At 74.2% G+C, this 24709-nt stretch carries 3 protein-coding genes; all 3 read right to left on the reverse strand.

The genetic code is table 11. From position 1 onward, the window contains the following. Positions 1-6141, reverse strand: a 6141-nt coding sequence (locus tag ACZ4A5_RS16630) for a type I polyketide synthase (RefSeq protein ID WP_467583576.1), incomplete at its 3' end; no start/stop codon positions are given. 83 nt (positions 6142-6224) lie between these two features. Next, a complete protein-coding gene (locus tag ACZ4A5_RS16635; protein ID WP_467583580.1) occupies positions 6225-18152 on the reverse strand; it encodes an SDR family NAD(P)-dependent oxidoreductase in 11928 nt (3975 codons plus the stop codon). Positions 18153-18204: 52 nt separating this feature from the next. Further along, complete coding sequence (locus tag ACZ4A5_RS16640) at positions 18205-24681, reverse strand: type I polyketide synthase (RefSeq protein WP_467583838.1); 6477 nt, start codon at positions 24679-24681, stop codon at positions 18205-18207. Positions 24682-24709 lie beyond the last annotated feature (28 nt).

A 24709-nucleotide genomic window follows, 5' to 3' on the forward strand; every position in this document is an offset into this window, starting at 1 on the left:
ATTACTCGCACCGTCCTGATTCACCGCCGAACCCCGCACCACCCCCCACACCCGATGCCCATGACGCCGAGCATCCGACAAACGCTCCAGCAGGATCAGGCCGACGCCCTCCGAGAATCCGACGCCGTCGGCCGCGGCCGCGTACGGCTTGCAGCGGCCGTCGGGGGACAGGCCGCGCTGGCGGGAGAAGCCCGCGAACACGTCGGGGTCCGCCATGACGGTCACGCCGCCCGCGAGGGCCAGGTCGCACTCACCCTGACGCAACGCCTGCGCCGCCATGTGAATGGAGACCAGTGACGACGAGCACGCCGTGTCGACCGTCACCGCCGGACCCTCCAGACCCAGCGTGTACGCCACCCGCCCGGAGACCACACTCCCCGAGCTCGCCAGGTAGGCGTAGCCCTCCAGTTGGGCGTCGGCCTCGGGGAACGCCTTGCCGTAGTCGTGGTACATGACGCCCACGTACGTACCGGTCAGCGTGCCCTTCAGCGACGTCGGATCGATACCCGCCCGCTCCAGCACCTCCCACGACGCCTCCAACAGCAACCGCTGCTGCGGATCCATCGCCAGCGCCTCACGCGGACTGATACCGAAGAACCCGGCATCAAAATCACCCGCGTCGCACAGGAACCCACCCTGATCGCTGTAGCTCGTGCCGGGGTGGTCCGGGTCGGGGTGGAAGAGCCGGTCCAGGTCCCAGCCGCGGTCGGTGGGGAACGCGCCCATCGCGTCCCCGCCGGACTCGACAAGGTCCCACAGCTCGTCGGCGGAGGTCACGCCGCCCGGGAAGCGGCAGGCCATGGAGACGATGGCTATGGGCTCGTCCGCCTCGACGGTGGCGGGGAGGGTGAGGGGCGCGGCCGCCGTGCCGCCCAGGCGGGTGCACAGATGGGCGGCCAGCGCCTGCGGCGTCGGGTGGTCGAAGACCAGCGTCGCGGGAAGCCGCACGTCGCAGGCGGCCGACAGGCGGTTGCGCAGCTCCACCGCTGTCAGCGAGTCGAAGCCGAGGTCCTTGAAGGCGGCGTCCAGCTTCACCTGGGCGGCCGAGCCGTGGCCGAGCACCGCGGCCACGTACTCGCGGACCAGATCGGTGACGGCGGCGAGGCGGCCCTCCTCGTCCAGGCCGGCCAGGCGCGCGGCCAGCGCGCCACCGGTCGTCCCGGCCGCCGCCACGCGGCGCTGCGTGGCGGGCGCAGCGAGTGTGCGCAGCAGTGGGGACAGGCCGTCGGCCGTGGTGCGCGGGTCGAGGTCGGCGGCCAGGACGTACGGTCGGCCGTGTGCACGGGCGGCGTCGAGCAGGGCCAGGCCGTTCTCGGTGGTCAAGGGCGCGAAGCCGGTGCGCTTCATGCGCGCCAGGTCCCTCTGGCCGAGTTGCCCGGTCAGGCCGCTGGTGGCCTGCCACAGCCCCCAGCCGATGGAGAGGCCCGCGAGTCCCTCGGCGCGGCGGTTTCGCATGAGCGCGTCGCAATAGGCGTTCGCTGCCGCGTAGTTGGCCTGGCCGGGGCTGCCGAGTGCCGCCGCGGCGGAGGAGAACACCACGAAGAGTCCGAGCGGCATGCCGCGCGTCGCCTCGTGCAGGTGGTGGGCGGCGGCCGCCTTGGCGGACCACACCCTGGCCAGGCTCTCGGCGGACTGGGCGGTGACGACGGCGTCGTCCAGGACGCCCGCCGCGTGCACGACACCGGTCAGTGGGTGGGCCGTGTCGATACCCGCGAGCAGTTCGGCGACCGCGGTGGGATCGCTGACGTCGGCCGCGGCGATGTGCACCTCGGCGCCCAGCCCGGTCAGCCGCTCCCTGAGTTCGGCGCTGCCCGGGGCGTCGGCACCGCGGCGGCCCACGAGGAGCAGGTGCCGTGCGCCCTCAGCGCGTACGAGGTGTTCCGCCACGGCCCCGCCGAGCACCCCCGTGCCGCCGGTGATCAGAACCGTGCCGTCCGGATCGATGTCCTCGGCGGCGCTCTCTCGCGTGGTGACGGCGCGGGTCAGCCGGGGCACACGGATCTCGTCGGCGCGCACGGCCAGTTGCGGTTCGTCCACATGCCGCGCGGCCGCCATGGCCGTGGCGAGCGTGTCGTCCGGGCCGAGGTCGATCAGGGTGAAACGGCCGGGATGCTCCGACTGGGCGCTTCGGATGAGGCCCCATACGGCTGCGGCCGCCAGGTCAACGTCGCCATCGAACGCTGCCGTCGCCCCGGATGTCACCAATACCAGGCGACTGTCGGCGAGTTGCGCGCAACCGAGCCAGAGCTGTGCCAGGTCGAGGATCTGTGTGGCGAGCGTCAGGCCGTCGTCGTCCGCGGCGGGTCCGACCGGAGCGGCCACGAGCGGTGGTGCCGGGTCGCCCGCTTCGAGGGACGCCACGAGGTCGGCGAGGCCGGAGCCGTTCCGGCCCAGCGTCAGCCAGGTGCCCTCCTGGGCCTCCGGCTCCCCGGCGGGCAGTAGTGGGGTCCAGTCCAGGTCGAACAGGCCGCTTCGCGAGCCGTGAGCCGCCGCCTCCGCGAGCCGGTCGATGTCGGCCGGGCGCGAGTGCAGGCCCTGAACGGTGAGCACGGGGGCACCGACGGCGTCGGCCACGGTAATCCGTACACCCTGCTCGACCCGCTCGCCGAGCGGCGCGAGCCGCACCCGGACCGTAGTGGCGCGCACCGCGTGCAGCTCCACATCGCTCCAGGCGAACGGCAGCCAGACCTGTGCGCCGTCGGAGGGCGGAAGGAGCAGCGCGGCGGGCTGGAGGACGGCGTCGAGCAGCGCCGGGTGGATGCCGAACCCCTCCGGGTCACCGGCCTCCTGCGGCAGCGACACCTCGGCCAGCACGTCACCGCCGTGCCTCCACAGCGCCCGCACGCCACGGAACGCCGGCCCGTAGCCGTACCCTGCGTGCTCCGCCCGTGCGTAGAGCTCCGTGACGTCGACCGGCTCGGCGCCGGCCGGGGGCCAGGCGCCGTCCAGGGACGCCGCTTCGCCACCCACCGGTTCGGGGCAGAGCACCCCGGTGGCGTGGCAGGTCCACGGCCGCGTGGCCGCGAAGGCATCGTCGTCATCGGGGCGTGAGAACACCTGGACGTCGCGGCGGCCGCGTGTGTCGGCCGCCTGCACGACGACCTGGATCTGCAGGGCCCCGCTGGCGGGGAGTACGAGCGGCGCCTGGAGCGTCAGCTCCTCCAGGGTCGGGCAGCCCGCCTCGTCGGCGGCGCGCAGCACCCACTCCACCTGCGCGGCGCCGGGCACGAGGGCCCGGCCTGCCACGACGTGATCGTCCAGCCAGGCACCCGACTGCCGGGACACCCGACCGCTGAGCAACTGCACGTCCCCGCTGGCCAACCCGACCGAGGCGCCCAGGAGCGGATGTCCCGACGCGGCGAGGCCGAGCCCTGCCGGGTCGCCTGCCCGTCCGCCGGTGACGGCCAGCCAGTAGCGCTGGCGCTGGAAGGCGTACGTGGGCAGGTCGACCGTACGAGGAGTCGGCTCGGCCGGGAACCACCGCCGCCAGTCGACGGCGACACCCGCCGTGAACGCCAGCGCGGCGGAACGCGTCAGCTGGAGCGTGTCACCCTGGTCACGGCGCAGAGTCGGCACCACCGTGGCGGAAACACCCGCCAGCTCGATGGTCTCCTCCATACCCAAGTTCAGGACCGGGTGCGGGCTTGCCTCGATGAAAACGCGGTAGCCGTCCGCCAGGAGGGCATCGACCGTGTCGGCGAAACGAACCGGCTGCCGGAGATTCTTGACCCAGTAATCCGAGGTCAGGACACCGGCGTTGACCCGCTCAGCGGTGACCGTGGAGTAGAACGCCACATCGGTTGCCTGTGGCGCGATGCCACTCAACCGGTCCGTCAGCAGATCCGCGATCTCATCGACCTGCGGCCCGTGCGAGGCGTAATCCACGTCGATGAGCCGGGCACGGAGCTCGCGCTCCTTCGCGTCGGCCACGACAGCGGCGACCTGCTCCGGAGGTCCGGAGATCACCGTCGAAGACGGGCCGTTGACGGCGGCGATGCCCACCCCGGCGTGGGCATCGATGAGCTCGGCAGCCAACTCCCGGCTCACACCGAGCGAAGCCATCGCACCACCCCCGGCCAACTGCCGCAGAGCATCACTGCGCACAGCGACAATCCGCGCCGCATCCTCCAACGACAACGCACCGGCCACACACGCCGCAGCCATCTCACCCTGGGAATGACCGATCACCGCAGCCGGGATCACACCACAGTCGGCCCAGACAGCGGCCAGCGACACCATCACCGCCCACAGAACCGGCTGCACCACCTCCACCCGCGACAACTCGCCACCATCACCACGCAGAACACCGGTGAGCGACCAGTCCACATACGGCGACAACGCCCGCTCACACTCGGCAATACGCGCCGCGAACACCGGCGAATCATCAAGCAGTTGAGCACCCATGCCCACCCACTGCGACCCCTGCCCCGGAAACACCAACACCGGACCAGCACCCGGAGAACCAGCCACCCCGGACACCACATGAGGCGAAACCTCACCCGCCGCCAACGCACCCAGCCCGGCCGTCAGCTCCTCCTGGGACCGGCCCACCACCACGGCCCGGTGTTCGAACACCGACCGTGTCGTGGCCAGCGACCAACCCACCTCCATCGCACTGGAGTGTTCCGAGGCGAACGCCCCCAGCCGGGCGGCCTGTTCCCGCAGCGCCTCGGTGTCGCGCGCCGATACCACCCAGGGCACCACGGCGTCCGGAGCGGGCTCCGGCGCCTCGGCGGTGGCTTCGCTTTCCGGGGCCTCCTCCAGGATCACATGGGCGTTGGTCCCGGACATCCCGAACGCGGAGACCCCCGCCCGGCGCGGCCGGTCACCACGCGCCCATGGCACCGGCCGGGTCAGCAGCCGGACGGAGCCGGAGGACCAGTCGACGTGCGGGGTCGGCTCGTCCGCGTACAGAGTGGCGGGCAGCAGTTCGCGCTGGAGCGCCATCACCATCTTGATCACACCGGCGACACCGGCGGCGCCCTGGGGGTGGCCGATGTTGGACTTCACCGAGCCCAGCCAGAGCGGGCGGTCCTCGTCGCGGTCGCGGCCGTAGGTGGCGAGCAGGGCCCCGGCCTCGATGGGGTCGCCCAGCCTGGTGCCGGTGCCGTGGGCCTCCACCGCGTCCACCTCGGCGGCGCCCAGTCCGGCGTTGGCCAGGGCGGCGCGGATGACGCGCTCCTGCGAGGGGCCGTTGGGGGCGGTGAGGCCGTTGCTGGCCCCGTCCTGGTTGACGGCCGAACCCCGCAGCAGCGCGAGGATCCTGTGCCCGTTGCGGCGCGCGTCCGACAGGCGCTCCAGCAGGATCAGGCCGACGCCCTCGGAGAAGCCGGTGCCGTCGGCCGTCGCGGCGAAGGGCTTGCAGCGGCCGTCGGGAGCCAGGCCGCGCTGACGGGAGAACTCCGTGAACATGCCCGGGGTCGACATCACCGTCACGCCGCCCGCGAGGGCGAGGTTGCACTCGCCCTGGCGCAGCGCCTGCGCCGCGAGGTGCATGGCCACCAGCGACGAGGAGCACGCCGTGTCGACGCTGACTGCCGGGCCTTCGAGGCCGAGGGTGAAGGAGACGCGGCCCGACAGGACGCTCAGGGCGTTGCCGGTCAGCAGGTGTCCCTCCACCGACCTGTCGGCCTGGCCGCTGCCGAAGCCGGGGACGCCCGCGCCGACGTAGACGCCGGTGGGGGTGAGCTTCAGGCCGGCGGGGTCGATGCCGGCCCGTTCCAGGAGTTCCCAGGCGGTCTCCATGAGGACCCGCTGCTGCGGGTCCATCGCCAGTGCCTCGCGCGGGCTGATGCCGAAGAAGGAGGAGTCGAAGCCGGGCGCGTCGTGCAGGAACCCGCCGTGGCGGACGTAGCTGGTGCCCGGGTGCTCGGGGTCGGGGTGGTAGAGGCCGTCCAGGTCCCAGCCGCGGTCGGTGGGGAACTCGCCGATGGCGTCGCCGCCTTCGGCGACCAGTTCCCACAGCGCCTCGGGCGAGCGGGTGTCGCCCGGGAAGCGGCAGGCCATGGAGACGATCGCGACCGGCTCCTGGTAGCGCTCCTCCACCTCGCGCAGCCGCTGGCGGGTCTGTCCGAGGTCGACGGTCACCCGCTTCAGATACTGACGAAGCTTCTCTTCGGTACTCGGTTCGGCACTCGACATCGAACGTCACTTCTCCATCAGCGAGGGGCACGGCAGGGCAAGGCCGCCGGTCGGGGAATGTGGGAGCTCCCGGTCGACGCGCATCACAGCTCGCGGTCGATGAACGCGAACATCTCGTCGTCGGAGACGCCGTCGAGCGCGTCCAGCTCGGTCGCGCCCGTGGCGGCGCGGTCCGCGCCGTTCAGCTTGGTCAGCAGGGCGTTGAGCCGCCTGGCGATCCGGCCGCGCGCCTCCTCGTCCAGCGCGAGCGCGTCCAGGCCCGACTCGATCCGGCCGAGGTCGCCCAGGACCGGGTCGGCCGCGTCCTGCGAGGGCGCGGGCGCGCCGTCGGGCGACAGGAGTGTCAGGAGGTGGTCGACGAGGGTGGCGCTCTCCGGGTAGTCGAAGACGAGCCCGGCGGGCAGCTTCAGGCCGGTGGCCGCCGAGAGCCGGTTGCGCAGTTCCACGGCGGTGAGGGAGTCGAAGCCGAGTTCCTTGAACGAGGTGTCCGGGCGGATCGCGTCGCGGTCGGCGTGGCCGAGGACCCCGGCGACGTTCGCGCGTACGAGATCGAGCAGCAGGCGCTGCCGTTCGGGGGCCGGCAGTCCGGCGAGCCGGTCGGCGAGGCCGTCCCCGGCGGCCGCGCCGGTGGCGGCGGTGGGCCGGCGGTCACGGCCGCCCGGCGCCGTGCCGGCCAGGGCGCGCAGGAGCGCGGGCCGGGACGCGGCCGGCTGGGCGGCGACGGCCCGTGGGTCGAGGTCGACCGCGACGAGGTGCGGGCGGCCATGGCCGCGGGCGGCGTCGAGGAGGGCCAGGCCACGCTCGGTCGTCAGAGGCGTGAAACCGGTGCGCTTCATGCGCGCAAGGTCCGTCTCACCGAGATGCCCGGTCATGTCGCTCGCGGTCTCCCAGAGCCCCCAGCCGACGGAGAGGCCCGGCAGCCCGGAGGCGCGGCGGTGCTGGATCAGAGCGTCGCAATAGGCGTTCGCCGCCGCGTAGTTGGCCTGCCCCGGGCTGCCCAGTGTCGCCGCGGCGGACGAGAACACGGCGAACAGGCCGAGGCGCAGATGCCGCGTCGCCTCGTGCAGGTGGTGCGCGGCGGCGGCCTTGCCCGCCCACACCCTGGCCAGGCTCTCGGGGGTCTGCGCGGTGACGACGGCGTCGTCCAGGACACCGGCGGCGTGCACGACGCCGGTGAGCGGGTGGGCGGGATCGATCTTGCCGATCAGTTCGGCCACCGACTCCGGGTCGCTCACGTCGGCCGCGACGACGGTCGCCGTGGCACCCGATCGGCCGATGCGGGCGAGGAGTTCCTCCGCGCCGGGGGCCTGTGTGCCGCGCCGGCCCGCGAGGAGCAGGTGCCGTACGCCCCATGCGCGGACGAGATGTTCCGCCACCGCCCCGCCGAGCACCCCCGTGCCACCGGTGATCAGGACCGTGCCCTCGGGTTCGAGGGCGGGCGGGATCTCCAGGGCCAGCTTGCCGGTGTGCTTGGCCTGGCTCATGAACCGGAACGCCTCACGTGCCCGGCCGAGCGGCCACGACTTGACGGGCAGCGGCTTGAGTGCCCCGGAGGCGAACAGTTCGCCCATCTCCGCCAGCATCTCGCCGATCCGGTCCGGCCCGGCGTGCGGTACGAGGTCGAAGGCCCGGTACCAGGCGCCCGCGTGGTCGGCGGCGACCTGGGCGGGGTCACGCTTGTCGGTCTTGCCCATGTCGACCATGCGCCCGCCCTCGGCGAGCAGCCGCAGGGAGGCGTCGGTGAACTCGCCCGCCAGACTGTGGAGCACGACGTCCATGCCCTGTCCGCCGGTGGCCTCCCGCAGGGTGTGCTCGAAGTCGAGGTCACGGGAGGAGGCGCGGTGGGCGGCGTCGATGCCCATCGCCTCCAGCACGGCGTGCTTGGCGGGACTCGCGGTGGCGTACACCTCGGCACCCAGGTGACGGGCGATCTGGGTGGCGGCCATGCCCACCCCGCCGGTCCCGGCGTGGATGAGCAGCGATTCGCCCGCCCCGAGACGGCCCAGGTCCACCAGGCCGTACCAGGCCGTCAGGAACACCACCGGCACCGCCGCGGCCTCCTGGAGGCTCCAGCCTTCGGGAACCGGCACGACCATCCGCGCGTCGGCGATCGCCACCGGTGCGAAGGCGCCCTCGAACAGGCCCATCACGCGGTCACCGACCGACAGGCCCGTCACGCCGGGGCCGACCTCCGTGACATGGCCGGCACCCTCGCTGCCCGCGAAGGTGCCCTTGTCGGGGTACATGCCCAGGGCGATCAGGACATCGCGGAAGTTCATGCCCGCCGCCCGTACGGAGATCCGCACCTGGCCCGGCTCCAGCGGCGCGAGCGCCTCCGGCGCCTCGATCACCGACAGGCTCTCGACGGTGGCGGTGCCCACGGTGCCCAGCCGCCAGGCGGGGGCGCCGACGGGCGGGACGAGCTCCGTGGGAGCACCGGCGGGAACCATCCTCGGGACGAGAACGAGGCCGTCACGCAGGGCGAGTTGCGGCTCGTCCTGCTCCTCGATCACATGGCGCAGGGCGGGCTGCGGGAGATCGTCGCCGTCCGCGTCCACGAGGGCGAAGCGGCCCGGGTTCTCGGACTGGGCGCTGCGGACCAGCCCCCAGACGGCCGCGGCCGCCGGGTGGGCATCGCTGCCGTCACCGGTGGCCACGGCACCGCGTGTCACCAGCAGCAGGCGGGACTCGGCCAGCTCGGGCGCCGCCAGGAACTCCTGGACCAGGGACAACGCCCTCCCCGCCGTCGCGAGACCGTCACCGGTCTCGACGGGGGCGACCACGGCCCACGGCGCGTCGCCCGCGGCGGACACCACGTCGGCCAGGCCGACACCGTCCGCCAGCGTGACCCAGGTGTCGCTGCCCGACGTGCCCTGCTCCGGCACCGGGAGCGGCGTCCACTCCACGGCGAAGAGACCGTCGACACCGCTGCGGGCGGCGGCCGAGAGCTGCGCGGGGTCGGCCGCTCGCAGGGTCAGGGACTCCACGCCGAGGACGGGCGCACCGGTGCCGTCGGCGAGCGTGACCCGCAGATCCCGCTCGGCCGACTCCCCCCGCGGGGACAGCCGGACGCGGACGCGGGTGGCCTGCTCGGCGTGGAGCGACACGCCGCTCCACGCGAACGGCAGCCACATCTGCCCGTCCTCGGGCCGGTCGATGAGCAGCAGCGGGTGCAGGGCGGCGTCGAGGAGGGCCGGGTGGATGCCGGAACCGTCGGCGTCACCGGCCTGTTCGGGCAGCTCCACCTCGGCGAGCAGGTCGTCACCGTGCCGCCACAGCGCCCGCACGCCCTGGAACGCCGGCCCGTAACCGTATCCGGCCTCCGCGGCCCGCGCGTAGAAGTCCGCGACGTCCACCGCTTCCGCACCGGCCGGAGGCCACTGCCCGTCCAACTGACCGGACGTGGCCGCCGGTTCCGGGCTCAGCACACCGACTGCGTGACACACCCAGGCGCCACCCGCACCGGGCTGGTCCGGGCGGGAGTGTACGCGTACGTCACGCCGGCCCTGCCCGTCGGCGGCGCCCACGGCCACCTGGACGGACAGGCCGCCCGCTTCGGGCAGCACCAGCGGTGCCTGGAGCGTCAGCTCCTCCACCGTGGCGCATCCCGCCTCGTCGGCGGCCCGCAGCGCCCACTCCACGAGCACCGCGCCTGGCACCAGCACCGTCCCGCCCACCACGTGCTCCGCGAGCCAGGAGGGCGCCTCGCGGGTGAGCCGCCCGGTGAGCAAGTACGAGTCGGCGTCGGCCAGTTCCACAGCGGCGGCGAGGACCGGGTGCCCGGAGGAGGCCATTCCGAGCTCGGCCGGGTCGCCGGTGAGCCGGGTGGGCGCGTCAAGCCAGTAGTGCTGGTGCTGGAAGGCGTAGGTGGGCAGGGTGACGGTACGAGGGGTCGGCTCGGCCGGGAAGAAGCGCCGCCAGTCGACCTCGACACCGGCCGTGAACGCCTGCGCGACGGCACGGGCGAGCTGGGCGCTGTCACCGTGATCACGGCGCAGAGTGGGCACCACCATGGCGGGGACGTCCGTCTTCTCGATGGTCTCCTCCATCCCCAGGTTCAGGACCGGGTGCGGGCTTGCTTCGATGAAGACGCGGTAGCCGTCCGCCAGGAGGGCGTCGATCGTGTCGGCGAAACGAACGGGCCGACGCAGGTTGGTGACCCAGTAGTCGGTGGTCAGGATGCCGGTGTCGATCCGCTCGGCGGTGACCGTGGAGTAGAACGCCACATCGGTGGCGTGTGGCTCGATGCCGTTCAACCGCTCGGTCAGCAGATCCGCGATCTCATCGACCTGCGGCCCGTGCGAGGCATAATCCACATCGATGAGCCGGGCCCTGTGACCACGCGCCTCCGCCCCCGCGACCAAGGCCGCCACCCGCTCCGGCGGACCAGAAATGACCGTCGACGACGGGCCGTTCACCGCCGCGATGCCCACACCGGCGTGGCCGTCGATGAGCTCGGCAGCCAACTCCCGGCTCACACCGAGCGAAGCCATCGCCCCGCGACCGGCCAACTGCCGCAGAGCATCACTGCGCACAGCGACAATCCGCGCCGCGTCCTCCAACGACAGCGCACCGGCCACACACGCGGCAGCCATCTCACCCTGGGAATGACCGATCACCGCAGCCGGAGTCACGCCACAGTCGGCCCAGACAGCGGCCAGCGACACCATCACCGCCCACAGAACCGGCTGCACCACCTCCACCCGCGACAACTCGCCACCATCACCGCGCAGCACGCCGGTGAGCGACCAGTCCACATACGGCGACAACGCCCGCTCACACTCGGCGATACGCGCCGCGAACACCGGCGAATCATCAAGCAGTTGGGCACCCATGCCCACCCACTGCGACCCCTGCCCCGGAAACACCAACACCGGACCAGCACCCGGAGAACCAGCCACCCCGGACACCACATGAGGCGAAACCTCACCCGCCGCCAACGCACCCAGCCCCGCCGTCAGCTCCTCCTGGGACCGGCCCACCACCACGGCCCGGTGCTCGAACACCGACCGCGTCGTGGCCAGCGACCAGCCGATGTCCGTCGCGGTGGCTTCGGCGTCCCCGGCGAGGAACGTGCCCAGCCGACGGGCCTGCTCACGCAGGGCGTCCGCCGTACGGGCAGAGACGACCCACGGCACCACCGCACCCGGCGCGAGCCGCGGCGCTTCCCGCTCCACCGGCGGCGGCGCCTCCTCCAGGATCAGGTGCGCGTTCGTGCCCGAGATACCGAACGAGGACACGCCGGCCCGGCGCGGCCGCTCGCCGCGGGACCACGGAACCGGCTCGGTCAGGAGGCGGACGGCACCGGAGGACCACTCGACGTGCGGGGTCGGCTCGTCCGCGTGCAGGGTGGCGGGCAGCAGCTCGTGGCGCAGCGCCATCACCATCTTGATCACACCGGCGACACCGGCGGCCGCCTGCGTGTGGCCGATGTTGGACTTGACCGAGCCGAGCCACAGCGGCCGGTCCTCGGGGCGCCCTTGGCCGTACGTCGCCAGCAGGGCCTGTGCCTCGATGGGGTCGCCGAGTGTGGTGCCCGTGCCGTGGGCCTCGACCGCGTCGATCAGGTCGGGGCTCTGGCCCGCTCCGGCCAGGGCGGCGCGGATGACGCGCTCCTGCGAGGGGCCGTTGGGCGCGGTCATGCCATTGCTCGCGCCGTCCTGGTTGACCGCTGAACCGCGCAGGATCGCGAGGACGTCGTGGCCGTTGCGCCGGGCGTCGGAGAGGCGTTCCAGGAGGACGAGGCCCGCGCCTTCGCCCCAGCCGGTCCCGTCGGCGGTGGCGGCGAAGGGCTTGCAGCGGCCGTCGGGGGCCAGGCCGCGCTGGCGGGAGAACTCCACGAAGGTGTTGGGGGTGGCCATCACGGTCACGCCGCCGGCCAGGGCCAGCGTGCATTCGCCGCGCCGCAGCGCGTCGGCCGCGAGGTGCATCGCCACGAGGGAGGAGGAGCAGGCGGTGTCGACCGTGATGGCGGGGCCTTCGAGGCCGAAGGTGTAGGCGACCCGGCCGGACGCCACGCTCGGTGTGCTGCCGGTCATGATGCGGCCCTCGTAGCCGTCCGGCTTGTGGGCGAGGAAGCGGGAGCCGTAGTCGTCGTACATGATCCCGGTGATGACGCCGCACGGGGTGCCGCGCACGGTGGCCGGGTCGATGCCCGCGTCCTCGAAGGCGTGCCAGGCGCATTCGAGGAGCAGTCGCTGCTGGGGGTCGGTGGCGGCGGCCTCGCGCGGGCTGATGCCGAAGAAGCCGGCGTCGAACCGGGCCGCGTCGTAGAGGAATCCGCCCTCGCGTGTGTAGCTGTGGCCGACCTGGTCGGGGTCGGGGTCGAAGAGGCCGGTCACGTCCCAGCCCCGGTCACCGGGGAAGGGGCCGATGGCGTCCGTGCCGTCGGCGACGAGCCGCCAGAGCTCCTCGGGCGAGGTGACGCCGCCGGGGTAGCGGCAGGCCATGCCGATGATGGCGATGGGGTCGTCGTCGGTGGCGGCGCCGCGGACCGCCGGCAGGGGGGTGGCCGGGGCGGCGTCGGGCAGGTGGCTGCGCAGGTGGCGTACGAGGGCCCCGGGGGTGGGGTGGTCGAAGATCAGGGTGGCGGGCAGCCGGATGCCGGTGGCGGTGGAGAGGCGGTTGCGCAGCTCCAGGGCGGTCAGCGAGTCGAAGCCCAACTCGTGGAAGGCACGGCCGAGTTCGATGGAGCCGGGTGAGGGGTGGGCCAGGACGGTCGCGATCTGTTCGCGGATCAGGTCGGCGAGGGCGCGGTCGCGGTCGGCGGCGGAGAGCGCGGCCAGGCGGGCGCTCCACGAGGTGGGCGCGGCCCCCTCGCCGGTGGCCGCCGCCGTGGCCCGGGGCCGGGGGGCGCGGACGAGGCCGCGCAGGACGGGGGGCAGTGTGTGGGCGGCGGCCTGTCCGTGCAGGACGGACCGGTCGAAGCGGGTGGCGAGGACGGTGGCGTGCGGGGCGGTCAGGGCCGCGTCGAAGAGGGTGAGAGCCTGCTCGTCGGTGAGTCCGGCCACGCCGGTGCGGTGGATGCGGGCGCGGTCGGTGTCGCCGAGCCGGGCGGCCATGCCGCCGCTCGCGGACTCCCACAGGCCCCAGGCCAGGGAGGTGGCGGCGAGGCCGTGGGCGCGGCGGTGTCCGGCCAGGGCGTTGAGGAAGGTGTTGGCGGCCGCGTAGTTGGCCTGGCCGCCGTTGCCCAGGACGGAGGCGCCGGAGGAGAAAAGGACGAAGGCGGCGAGGTCCAGGTCCCGGGTGAGTTCGTGGAGCCGCCAGGCCGCGTCGGCCTTCGGGGCCAGGACGGCGTCCAGTTGTCCGGGGGTCATGGCGGTGACGAGGGTGTCGTCGATGATGCCCGCGGTGTGGACGACGGCGGTCAGCGGGTGGGCCGCGGGGATGTCGGCGAGGAGCCGGGGCAGCGCGTCGGGGTCGGTGATGTCGCAGGCCGCCACGCGGACGTCGACGCCCTCGGCGGTCAGTTCGCTCCGCAGGTCCGCGAGTCCCTCGGCGGTCTCGCCGCGCCTGCTGACGAGCAGCAGGTGGCGGGCTCCGTGGGCGGTGGCCAGGTGGCGGGCGGTGGCCCGGCCGAGGCCGCCGGTGCCACCGGTGATGAGGACGGTGCCCTCGGGGTCGAGGCGCCGCTGCGGGGAATTGTCGGCTTCCCGGGCGTCCCCGGCCTCGGGGCTCGTGACGGCGAGGCGCGGTACGAGGGCGGTGCCCGCGCGCAGGGCCAGCTCCGTCTCGGCCTGGGCCGTCGCCGTCGTCACCGCCGCGGGCACGGCGCGGTGGGTGGCGGGGTCCTGGTCGATGTCCAGCAGCAGGATCCGGCCCGGCTGTTCGGCCTGGGCGGCACGGACCAGGCCCCACAGGGGGGCGGTGGCCAGGTCGGCCGGGGCGTCGTCCGGGTGGGCCGCGACCGCGCCCGTGGTGAGGATGACGAGGCGGGCCGGGGCGAGGGCGTCGGCCGTCAGCCAGTCGCGCAGCAGGTTGAGGGTGGCGTGGGCGTGGGCCCGCGCCTGGGCCGGGATGCCGTCCCGGTCGCCGGGCAGGACGGGGGCGAGGACGAGGCCGGGGACCGGCTCGCCTGCCTCGACCGCCGCCGTCAGCGCGGCCAGGTCCTCGTAGCGCGGGCCGGGGACGAGGTCCGTTCCCTCCGTACCGAGCACGGCCCAGGTGCCGGTGGCGGGTTCGTCGGCCGGCAGGGCGAGCGGCTGCCATTCCACGTGGTGCAGGGGCGTCCCGGCGGGACGGGCGGAGCGCCAGCGGTCGGCGGGGATCAGCCGCAGCTGGAGCGTGCCGACGGTGGCGACGGGCGCGCCGTCGGGGTCGGTGAGCGTCAGCCGCAGCTGGTCGGCGCCCTGGCCGCTGAGGCGGACCCGCACCCGGGTCGCGCCGGTCGCGTGGTGGCGGACCTGGCCGAAGGAGAACGGCAGGCGCACCGGCGAGGTGTCGTCCCCCGCGCCGTAGAGCTCGTCGACGGCGTGCAGCGCGGCGTCGAGGAGCGCGGGGTGGAGCGTGAAGTGCTCGGCGTCGCCGAGCTGTTCGTCGTCGAGGCGGACGTCGGCGTAGAGGTCGTCCCCGTGCCGCCAGGCGGCGTGGACGGCGCGGAAGACGGGCCCGTAGCTGTAGCCCTGCTCGTCGAGGCGGGCGTACAGCGCGTCGACGTCGAGGGGGGTGGCGTCGGCGGGCGGCCAGGGCGTGGTGTCGGTGGCGGGCGGCGCGGTGGTACCGGCCGCGGTCAGGGTGCCGGTGGCGTGGCGGCGCCAGCCGTGCGCCGTGTCCGTGTCCGCGTCGATGTCCCCGGTGTCGTCGGCGGGACGGGCGTGGATGGTCAGGGCGCGGCGGCCGGAGGCGTCCGGGGCGCCGAGGGCGAGCTGGACGCTGACGCTGCCGGTGTCGTCGAGGAGCAGCGGGGTTTCCAGCGTCAGGTCGTCGACGGTGTCGCAGTCGGCGTAGCGCCCGGCGAGCAGCGCGAGTTCGACGAAGGCGGTGCCGGGCAGCGGGATGCTTCCGGCGATGCTGTGGTCGGCGAGCCAGGGGTGCGTACGCAGGGAGAGCCGCCCGGCGAGGAGCAGGCCGCCGTCGGCCTGCCGGATGACGGCGGGCAGCAGCGGGTGGCCGGTCCCGGCGAGGTCGGCGGCGCGGGCCGGGGCCGCGCCGTCCGGGGTGGGGCGCCAGTAGCGGCGGCGCTGGAAGCGGTAGGTCGGCAGCGGCAGTCGCTCGGTGCCGGCGGGGAAGAGCGCCGTGAAGTCGACCGGCTGCCCGTCGGTGTGGAGCGCGGCGAGGGCCGTCAGCAGGGTGCGGTCCTCGTCGTGGCCGGAGCGCAGGGCGGCGGTGACGACGGGCTGGGGCTCCTCGTCGGGCGCGGTGGCCGGGAGGCAGTCCTGGACCATGGTGGCGAGGACGGGGTCGGGTCCCAGCTCCAGGTAGCGCACCACGCCCTGGCCGTGGAGGGTGCGCAGCCCGTCGTGGAAGCGCACCGGCTGCCGGACGTGCCGTACCCAGTAGTCGGCGTCCGTCAGGAGTCCGGGGCCGGCGAGGTCGCCGGTGAGGTTGGAGACGACGGGGATCTTCGGTGCGTGGAAGGTCAGCCCCTCCGCGACGCGCCGGAATTCGTCCAGCATCGGCTCGATCAGGGGCGAGTGGAAGGCGTGGCTGACGTTGAGGCGCTTGGTCTTGTGCCCGCGCCCGCGCAAGGTCCCTTCGAGCTCGGTGACGGCCTGGCCGGTGCCGGACACGACGACGGCGGTGGGGCCGTTGACGGCGGCGAGCGAGAGGTGTTCCTCGCGGCCGGTGAGGAGCGGGAGTACGTCGGTCTCGGCCGCCTGGACGGCGAGCATGGCACCGCCCGCGGGGAGGGCCTGCATCAGGCGGCCGCGGGCGGCGACCAGCGCGCAGGCGTCCGGGAGGGAGAGCACGCCCGCCGCGTGGGCGGCGGAGATCTCGCCGACGGAGTGGCCGGTCAGGTGGCTCGGGGTGACGCCGAGGGAGGTGACCAGGCGGTACAGCGCGACTTCGAGGGCGAACAGGGCGGCCTGGGTGAGGCCGGTCCTGTTCAGGGAGGCCGCCTGCTCGGTGCCCGCCTCGGCGAACAGCGCTTCGCGCAGGGGCTGTTCGAGCAGCGGGTCCAGGTGGGCGCAGACCTCGTCCAGGGCCTCGGCGAACACGCCGTAGGCGCGGTGGAGTTGAGCGCCCATGCCGGGGCGCTGGCTGCCCTGGCCGGTGAAGAGGAAGGCGGTGCCTCCGGCGCGGGCCGGGCCCGTGCCGGTCGTGAGTGCCGGGTGGGTACGGCCCGTGGCGAGCGCGGCCAGGGCCTCGGCGCGCTCGTCCCGGTCCGCGCCGAGGACCACGGCACGGTGCTCGAAGAGGGAGCGGCGCAGCAGGGTGCCGCCGACGTCGGCCGGTGAGGTGTTCTCGTGGCCGGCGAGGTGCCCGGCGAGGGCCTCGGCCTGGGCGCGCAGGGCGGGGGCGGTGCGGGCGGAGAGCAGCCAGGGCAGGCGCGGGCTGGCTTCCCGGGCGGCCGGGCCGTCTGGGGCGGCCGTGTCCTTACGGGCAGCCGTGTCCTTCCGGGCGACCGCGACGGCGGGAGCGCCGGCGGTCGGCTCGCCCTCGGCTCCCTCACCGGCGACCTCGGCGTCGGCCGTCGGCGGTTCCTCCAGGATCAGGTGCGCGTTCGTGCCGGAGATGCCGAAGGACGAGATGCCCGCCCGGCGGACCCGCTCCCCGCGCGGCCAGGTCACCGGCTCGGTGAGCAGGCGTACCGCGCCTGATTCCCAGTCGGCGTGCGGGGTCGGCCGGTCGACGTTCAGGGTGGGCGGCAGCGTCTGGTGGCGCAGTGCCAGGATCATCTTGATGAGTCCGGCCGCTCCGGCGGCGCCCTGTGTGTGGCCGATGTTGGACTTGACCGAGCCCAGCCACAGCGGCCGGTCCTCGTGCCGCTCCTGGCCGTAGGTGGCGAGGAGCGCCTGTGCCTCGATGGGGTCGCCGAGCTTCGTCCCGGTGCCGTGCGCCTCGACCGCGTCGACCTCGGCGGGCGAGAGGCGGGCCCCGGCGAGGGCGGCGCGGATGACGCGCTGCTGGGAGGGGCCGTTCGGGGCGGTCAGGCCGTTGCTCGCGCCGTCCTGGTTGACAGCCGAGCCCCGGATGACCGCGAGGATCTCGTGCCCGTTGCGGCGGGCGTCGGAGAGACGTTCGAGCACCAGCAGGCCCGCGCCCTCGGAGAAGGCGGTGCCGTCGGCGGCGGCCGCGAAGGGCTTGCACCGCCCGTCGGCGGCGAGGCCCCGCTGCCGGGCGAACTCGGTGAAGACGTACGGCGTGGTCATCACCGTGACGCCGCCCGCGAGGGCCAGGTCGCACTCGCGGCGGCGCAGCGCGTGGGCGGCCAGGTGCACGGCGACCAGGGACGACGAGCAGGCCGTGTCGATCGTGACCGCCGGGCCCTCCAGCCCGAAGGTGTAGGCGAGGCGGCCGGAGAGCACGCTGGGGGCGTTGCCCGTGACGAGGTGACCCTCGGCCTCGGGGTCGATGTGCGGGGTGCCGAAGCCGGGCAGGGCCGCGCCCGCGTAGACGCCGGTGCGGCTGCCCTGGAGCGACCGCGGGTCGATGCCCGCGCGTTCGAGGGCTTCCCAGGCGCACTCCAGGAGAAGCCGCTGCTGCGGGTCGAGGGCCTGTGCCTCGCGGGGGCTGATGCCGAAGAACTCCGGGTCGAACAGGTCGGCGTCGTGGAGGAAGCCGCCCTCGCTCGCGTAGGTGGTGCCCGGGTGGTCGGGGTCGGGGTGGAAGAGCCGTTCCAGGTCCCAGCCGCGGTTGCCGGGGAAGGCGCCCAGGGCGTGGCCGCCCGCGGCGACCAGGTCCCACAGGTCCTCGGGGGTGCGCACGCCGCCGGGGTAGCGGCAGGCCATCTGGACGACGGCGACCGGTTCCTGGTCGCGCTCCTCGGCCTCGCGCAGCCGCTGCCGGGTGGCGTGCAGGTCCGCGGAGACACGCTTGAGGTAGTCGACCAGTTTCTCTTGGCTCACCATGTGCGCTCTGTCTCCCCGCGGGTGGTCGCGAGGTGTTCGGCGTGCACTCGCCTCACACCCCCAGTTCGTTGTCGATGAAGTCCAGCACTTGCTCGGCGGTGGCGGCCTCCAGGTGGTCCACGGCGGCGTCGGGCGCTGCCGCCGCGAACCGCGCGAGGAGCGCCTCCAGCCGTGCCACGACCGCCGCCCGGTCGAGGTCCCGCTCCACGGCCGCGGACAGGGTGTGCTCGACGCGCGCCACCTCCCGCAGGACCTGGGCGGTGATGTCGTCCGTCGCGGCGGGCGCGCCCTCGGGGGCGAGCCGCTCGACGAGGTGGGCGGCGAGCACCCGGGCCTGCGGGTAGTCGAAGACCAGGGCGGCGGGCAGCTTCAGGCCGGTGGCGGCGGCGAGCCGGTTGCGCAGCTCGACGGCGGTCAGGGAGTCGAAGCCGAGCTCCTTGAACCGCGTGTCCACCTGCACCGTCCCGGGGTCGGCGTGGCCGAGCACGCCTGCGGCGTGGGTGCGCACCAGGTCGGTCAGCAGCTCCAGCCGCTCCTCGCCGGTCAGGGCGGCGAGCCTGCCGGGCCAGTCGGCCGCGTCGCCGGCGGCGGCCGTGGGCCGGGAGGTGGTGGGTGCTCCGGCAGCGGCGAGTGCGCGCAGCACGACGGGAACGGCCGTCTGCGAGGCGGCGGGCACCCGGGCGTCGAGGTCCAGGGCGAGCAGGTCGGGGCGGCCGTGGGCGCGGGCTGCGGACAGCAGGGCACAGCCCTTCGCCGCGCTGGTGGGCCGGATGCCGTAGCGGTCGATGCGGGCCCGGTCCGCCGCGGACAGCGTCCCGGTGAGGCCGCTCACCGCCTCCCACAGTCCCCACGCCACGGACAGGCCCGGCAGGCCACGGGCCCGCCGGTGCCGGGCGAGGGCGTCGCAATAGGCGTTGGCGGCCGCGTAGTTGGCCTGGCCGGGGGTGCCGAGGGTGGAGGCGAAGGAGGAGAACATGACGAACATCCCGAGCCTCGCCCCCTCCGTCGCCTCGTGGAGGTACCGCGCGGCGGCGGCCTTGGCCTGCCACACCCGGGCGAGGCGCTCGGGGTCCTGGGAACCGATCAGGGCGTTGTCGAGCGCCCCGGCCGCGTGCACGACGCCGGTCAGCGGATGCGCCGGGTCGATGCCGGCGAGCAGCTCGGCCACGGCCCCGGGCGCGCTCACGTCGGCCGCCACGAAGGTGGCCTCGGCGCCCAGTGCGGCGAGTCGCGCGGCGAGTTCGGGAGCGCCGTCGGCGTCGGGTCCGCGACGGCTGACCAGCAGCAGATGGCCGCTCTCCCCCGTGCGCGCCAGGTGTTCGGCGACCGCGGCTCCGATGGTGCCGGTGCCTCCGGTGATCAGGACGGTGCCGTCCGGGTCGAGCGGTGCGGGCACGTCGAACACCAGCTTGCCGGTGTGCTGCGCCCGGCTCATGAACCGGAACGCCTCCCGCGCCCGGCCGAGCGGCCAGGCGCTGACCGGCAGCGGCTCCAGCCCGCCGGACGCGAACAGCTCACCGAGGCGGTCGAGCATCCCGCCGAGCCGTTCGGCGCCGGTGTCGGCGACCAGGTCGAAGGCGTGGTACGCGATGCCGGGGTGCTCCAGTGCGACGGCCTCGGGGTCGCGTACGTCGGTCTTGCCCATCTCCAGGAACCGGCCGTCGTCGCCCAGCAACCGCAGGGAGGCGTCGAGGAGTTCACCGGTGAGGCTGTTGAGCACGACGTCCACGCCGCGCCCGCCGGTCGCCCGCCGGACCGACTCCTCGAAGCCGGCGTCGCGCGAGGAGGCCCGGTGGGCGGCGTCGATACCCATCTCCTCCAGCAGGCCGTGCTTGGCGGGGCTCGCCGTGGCGTACACCTCGGCGCCCAGGTGGCGGGCGATGCGTACCGCCGCCATCCCCACCCCGCCGGTCGCGGCGTGGATCAGCACCGACTCCCCGGCCCGCAGGCGGGCCAGTTCCACCAGGCCGTACCAGGCCGTCAGGAACGCGGCCGGGGCGGCGGCGGCCTCCCGCATGTCCCAGCCTCGCGGGACGGGGGCCAGCGTTCGCGCGTCGGCGACGGCCCACGGCCCGAACGCGCCGTCCAGCATGCCCATCACACGGTCGCCGACCGCCACGCGCGCGACACCGGGGCCGACCTCGGTGACCACACCGGCGGCTTCCGTGCCCGGCAGGGCGCCCGGGTCCGGGTACATGCCCAACGCGATCAGCACATCGCGGAAGTTGACGCCCGCGGCGTGCACGGCGATACGGGCCTGTCCCTCTTCCAGCGGCCGCAGCGCGTCCTCGCACGCCACCGCCGTGACGGCGTCCAGCGTTCCGGAGGAACCGCCGACGAGGCGCCAGGCCCGCTCTCCGGGCGGCGCGGCGAGCTCGGCGGTCCCGGTCACCCGCTCCCACCGGGGGACGAACGCCCGGCCGCCCCGCAGGGCGAGCTGCGGCTCGTCCGCGCCCACCGCGGCCCGCACCAAGCCGGCGACGGCGTCGTGGGTGTCGCGGGCGGGCGGCGCGTCGGTATCGAGCAGGACGAAGCGGCCCGGGTTCTCCGACTGGGCGCTGCGCACGAGCCCCCACACGGCGGCGCCCGCCAGGTCCGGATCGCCCGGCAGGCCGGCACCGTCGGCCGGATCGGTGGCGTCCACCGCGCCCCGGGTCACGAGCACCAGCCGGGCCGGCTCCAGGTCCGGCGCGGCCAGGAATTCCCGTACGAGACCCAACGCCCGCTCGGTGACGTGCAGTTCGTCCCCGGCTGGGGTGTCCACGGCCGCGAACACGAGGTCGGGCACGGGAGTTCCCGGGGCGGCAGCGTCGACGAGCGCGCCCACGTCCGGGTAGCGGTCCACGCAGAGGTCGAGATCGCCCAGGGCCACGGAGCCGGTGGCTTCGCCGTCCGCGCTCGGCAGGGACAGCGGCGTCCACCGCAGCTCGTAGAGCCCGTCCGCGCCCGGCGCCGCGGCCGCCCGCACCTGCTGGGCGCTCGCGGCCCGCAGCCGCAGCGCCGCCACGTCCACCACCGGTCCGCCCGCGGGATCGGTCACGGTCACGCGCACCGTCTCCTCGGCGCCCCCGCTCAGCCCGGAGAGCCGCACCCGCACGGCGGTGGCCCCGGTGGCCCACAGCGAGACACCGCTCCAGGTGAACGGCAGCAGCACCCGCCCGTCCTCGGAACGGTCGGCGAGCAGCAGCGGGTGCAAGGCGGCGTCGAGGAGCGCGGGGTGGATGCCGAACCCGCCCGCGTCACCGGCCTGTTCGGGCAGCTCCACCTCGGCGAGCAGGTCGTCACCGTGCCGCCACAGCGCCCGCAGCCCCTGGAACGCCGGGCCGTACGCGTATCCCGCGGCGGCGACCCGCTCGTAGAAACCGCTCACGTCCACCGGATCGGCACTCGCCGGCGGCCACTGCCCGGCCTGCCGGGACGGCCGCTCGGCCGACTCGCGCCCCAGCTCGCCGACGGCGTGGCACACCCATGCCGTGGCGGCCTGCTCCGGGCGCGAGTACACGCGTACGTCACACCGGCCCTGCGCGTCGGGCGCGTCCACGACGACCTGGACGTCGACGCTCCCGGAAGCGGGGAGCACGAGCGGCGCCTGGAGCGTCAGCTCCTCCAGGGTGGGACAGCCCGCCTCGTCGGCGGCCCGGAGCACCCACTCCACCAGGGCCGCGCCCGGCACCAGTACCGTTCCGGCCACCTCATGCCCGCTCAGCCACCCGCCGCCCTTGGCGGAGATCCGGCCGTCGAGCACCACTCCCCCGTCGGCCAGCGCGACCGCGGTGGGCAGCAGCGCGTGCCCCGCCCCGCCCCGGACGCCATCGGCGGCACCCGCCCTGGCCGCGGTGTCGGCCAGCCAGTAACGCTGGTGCTGGAAGGCGTAGGTGGGCAGGGTGACGGTACGAGGGGTCGGCTCGGCCGGGAAGAAACGCCGCCAGTCGACCTCGACACCGGCCGTGAACGCCTGCGCGACGGCACGGGCGAGCTGGGCGCTGTCACCGTGATCACGGCGCAGAGTGGGCACCACCATGGCGGGGACGTCCGCCTTCTCGATGGTCTCCTCCATCCCCAGATTCAGGACCGGGTGCGGACTGGCCTCGATGAAAACGCGGTAGCCGTCCGCGAGGAGGGCCTCGACCGTGTCGGCGAAACGGACCGGCTGCCGGAGGTTGGTGACCCAGTAGTCGGTGGTCAGGATGCCGGTGTCGATCCGCTCGGCGGTGACCGTGGAGTAGAACGCCACATCGGTAGCGTGTGGCTCGATGCCGTTCAAACGCTCGGTCAGCAGATCCGCGATCTCATCGACCTGCGGCCCGTGCGAGGCATAATCCACATCGATGAGCCGCGCCCTGTGACCACGCGCCTCCGCCTCCGCGACCACGGCCGCCACCCGCTCCGGCGGACCCGAAATGACCGTCGACGACGGGCCGTTCACCGCCGCGACGCCCACCCCGGCGTGGCCGTCGATGAGCTCGGCAGCCAACTCCCGGCCCACACCGAGCGAAGCCATCGCACCACGCCCGGCCAACTGCCGCAGAGCATCACTGCGCACAGCGACAATCCGCGCCGCATCCTCCAACGACAACGCACCGGCCACACACGCGGCAGCCATCTCACCCTGGGAATGACCGATCACCGCAGCCGGAGTCACACCACAGTCGGCCCAGACAGCGGCCAGCGACACCATCACCGCCCACAGAACGGGCTGCACGACCTCCACCCGCGACAACTCGCCACCATCACCCCGCAGGACGTCGGTGAGCGACCAGTCCACATACGGCGACAACGCCCGCTCACACTCGGCAATACGCGCCGCGAACACCGGCGAATCATCAAGCAGTTGAGCACCCATGCCCACCCACTGCGACCCCTGCCCCGGGAAGACCAACACCGGACCGGGTCCCGCTTCTCCGGCCACCCCGGACACCACGTCCGCGGTCACCTGGCCGGCCGCCAGCGCCTCCAGACCGGCGGCGGCCTCGGCGTGGTCGTGTCCCACCACCACGGCCCGGTGCTCGAACACCGACCGCGTCGTGGCCAGCGACCAGCCGATCTCCGTCACGGTGGCTTCGGCGTCCCCGGCGAGGAACGCGCCCAGCCGACGGGCCTGCTCACGCAGGGCGTCCGCCGTACGGGCAGAGACGACCCACGGCACCACCGCACCCGGCGCGAGCCGCGGCGCTTCCCGCTCCACCGGCAGCGGCGCCTCCTCCAGGATCAGATGCGCGTTCGTGCCCGAGATACCGAAGGCGGAGACGCCCGCGCGGCGCGGGTGGCCGGTGTCCGGCCACACGGTGGGCTCGGTGACGACCTCGACCGCTCCGGTGTCCCAGTCGACGTGCGGGCTGAGCTCCTCGACGTGGAGGGTCGCGGGCACGACGCCGTGCCGGATCGCCATGACGGTCTTGATGACGCCGGCGACGCCCGCGGTGGCGTGGGTGTGGCCGATGTTGGACTTGAGCGAGCCGAGCAGGAGGGGCCGGTCGCGGTGGCGTCCGTAGGTGGCGAGCAGGGCCCCGGCCTCGATGGGGTCGCCGAGCTTCGTGCCGGTGCCGTGCGCCTCGACGGCGTCCACCTCGGCGGGGGTCAGCCGGGCGTTGGCCAGGGCGGCGCGGATGACGTTCTCCTGCGCGGCGTCGTTGGGCGCGGTGAGGCCGTTGCTGGCGCCGTCCTGGTTGACGGCCGAGCCCCGGACGACGGCGAGGACGTCGTGGCCGTTGCGGCGGGCGTCGGAGAGGCGCTCCAGGAGGATCAGGCCGATCCCCTCGGAGAATCCGGTGCCGTCGGCGGCCGCGGCGAACGGCTTGCAGCGCCCGTCCGGGGCGAGGCCACGCTGGCGGCAGAACTCGGTGAACATCAGCGGGCTGGACAGCACGAGCACACCACCCGCGACGGCGAGGTCGCACTCGCGCTGGCGCAGCGCCTGGGCGGCCAGGTGGATGGCCACGAGGGAGGCGGAGCAGGCCGTGTCGACGGTGACCGCCGGGCCCTCCAGCCCGTACGTGTAGGCGACCCGCCCGGAGATGACGCTGGTGAGGCTGCCGGTGGTGGCGTGCCCTTCGAAGCCCTCCGGGATGCGGGGCAGTTGGGACATGTAGTCCTCGCTCGACACCCCGGCGTAGACACCGGTGCGGCTGCCCTTGAGCGTGGCGGGGTCGATGCCGGAGCGCTCGAACAGCTCCCAGGAGGTCTCCAGCATCATCCGCTGCTGCGGGTCCATGGCCAGCGCCTCGCGCGGGCTGATGCCGAAGAAGTCGGCGTCGAAGGAGCACGCGTCGTCCACGAACCCGCCGTGCCGGACGTAGCTCGTGCCGTAGTGGGCGGGGTCGGGGTGGTAGAGCGCGTCGAGGTCCCAGCCGCGGTCGGCGGGGAAGTCCTCGATGGCGTCCTTGCCCGCGGCGACCAGGTCCCACAGGTCCTCGGGCGAGGCGACGCCGCCGGGGAAGCGGCAGGCCATGCCGACGATCGCGATCGGTTCCTGGTGGCGGTCCTCGGCCTGGCGCAGGCGCTGCTTCGTGTCGTGGAGTTCCGTGGTCACGCGGCGCAGATACTCGACCAGCTGTTCT

It is taken from the genome of Streptomyces sp. NPDC025618, assembly GCF_055558795.1.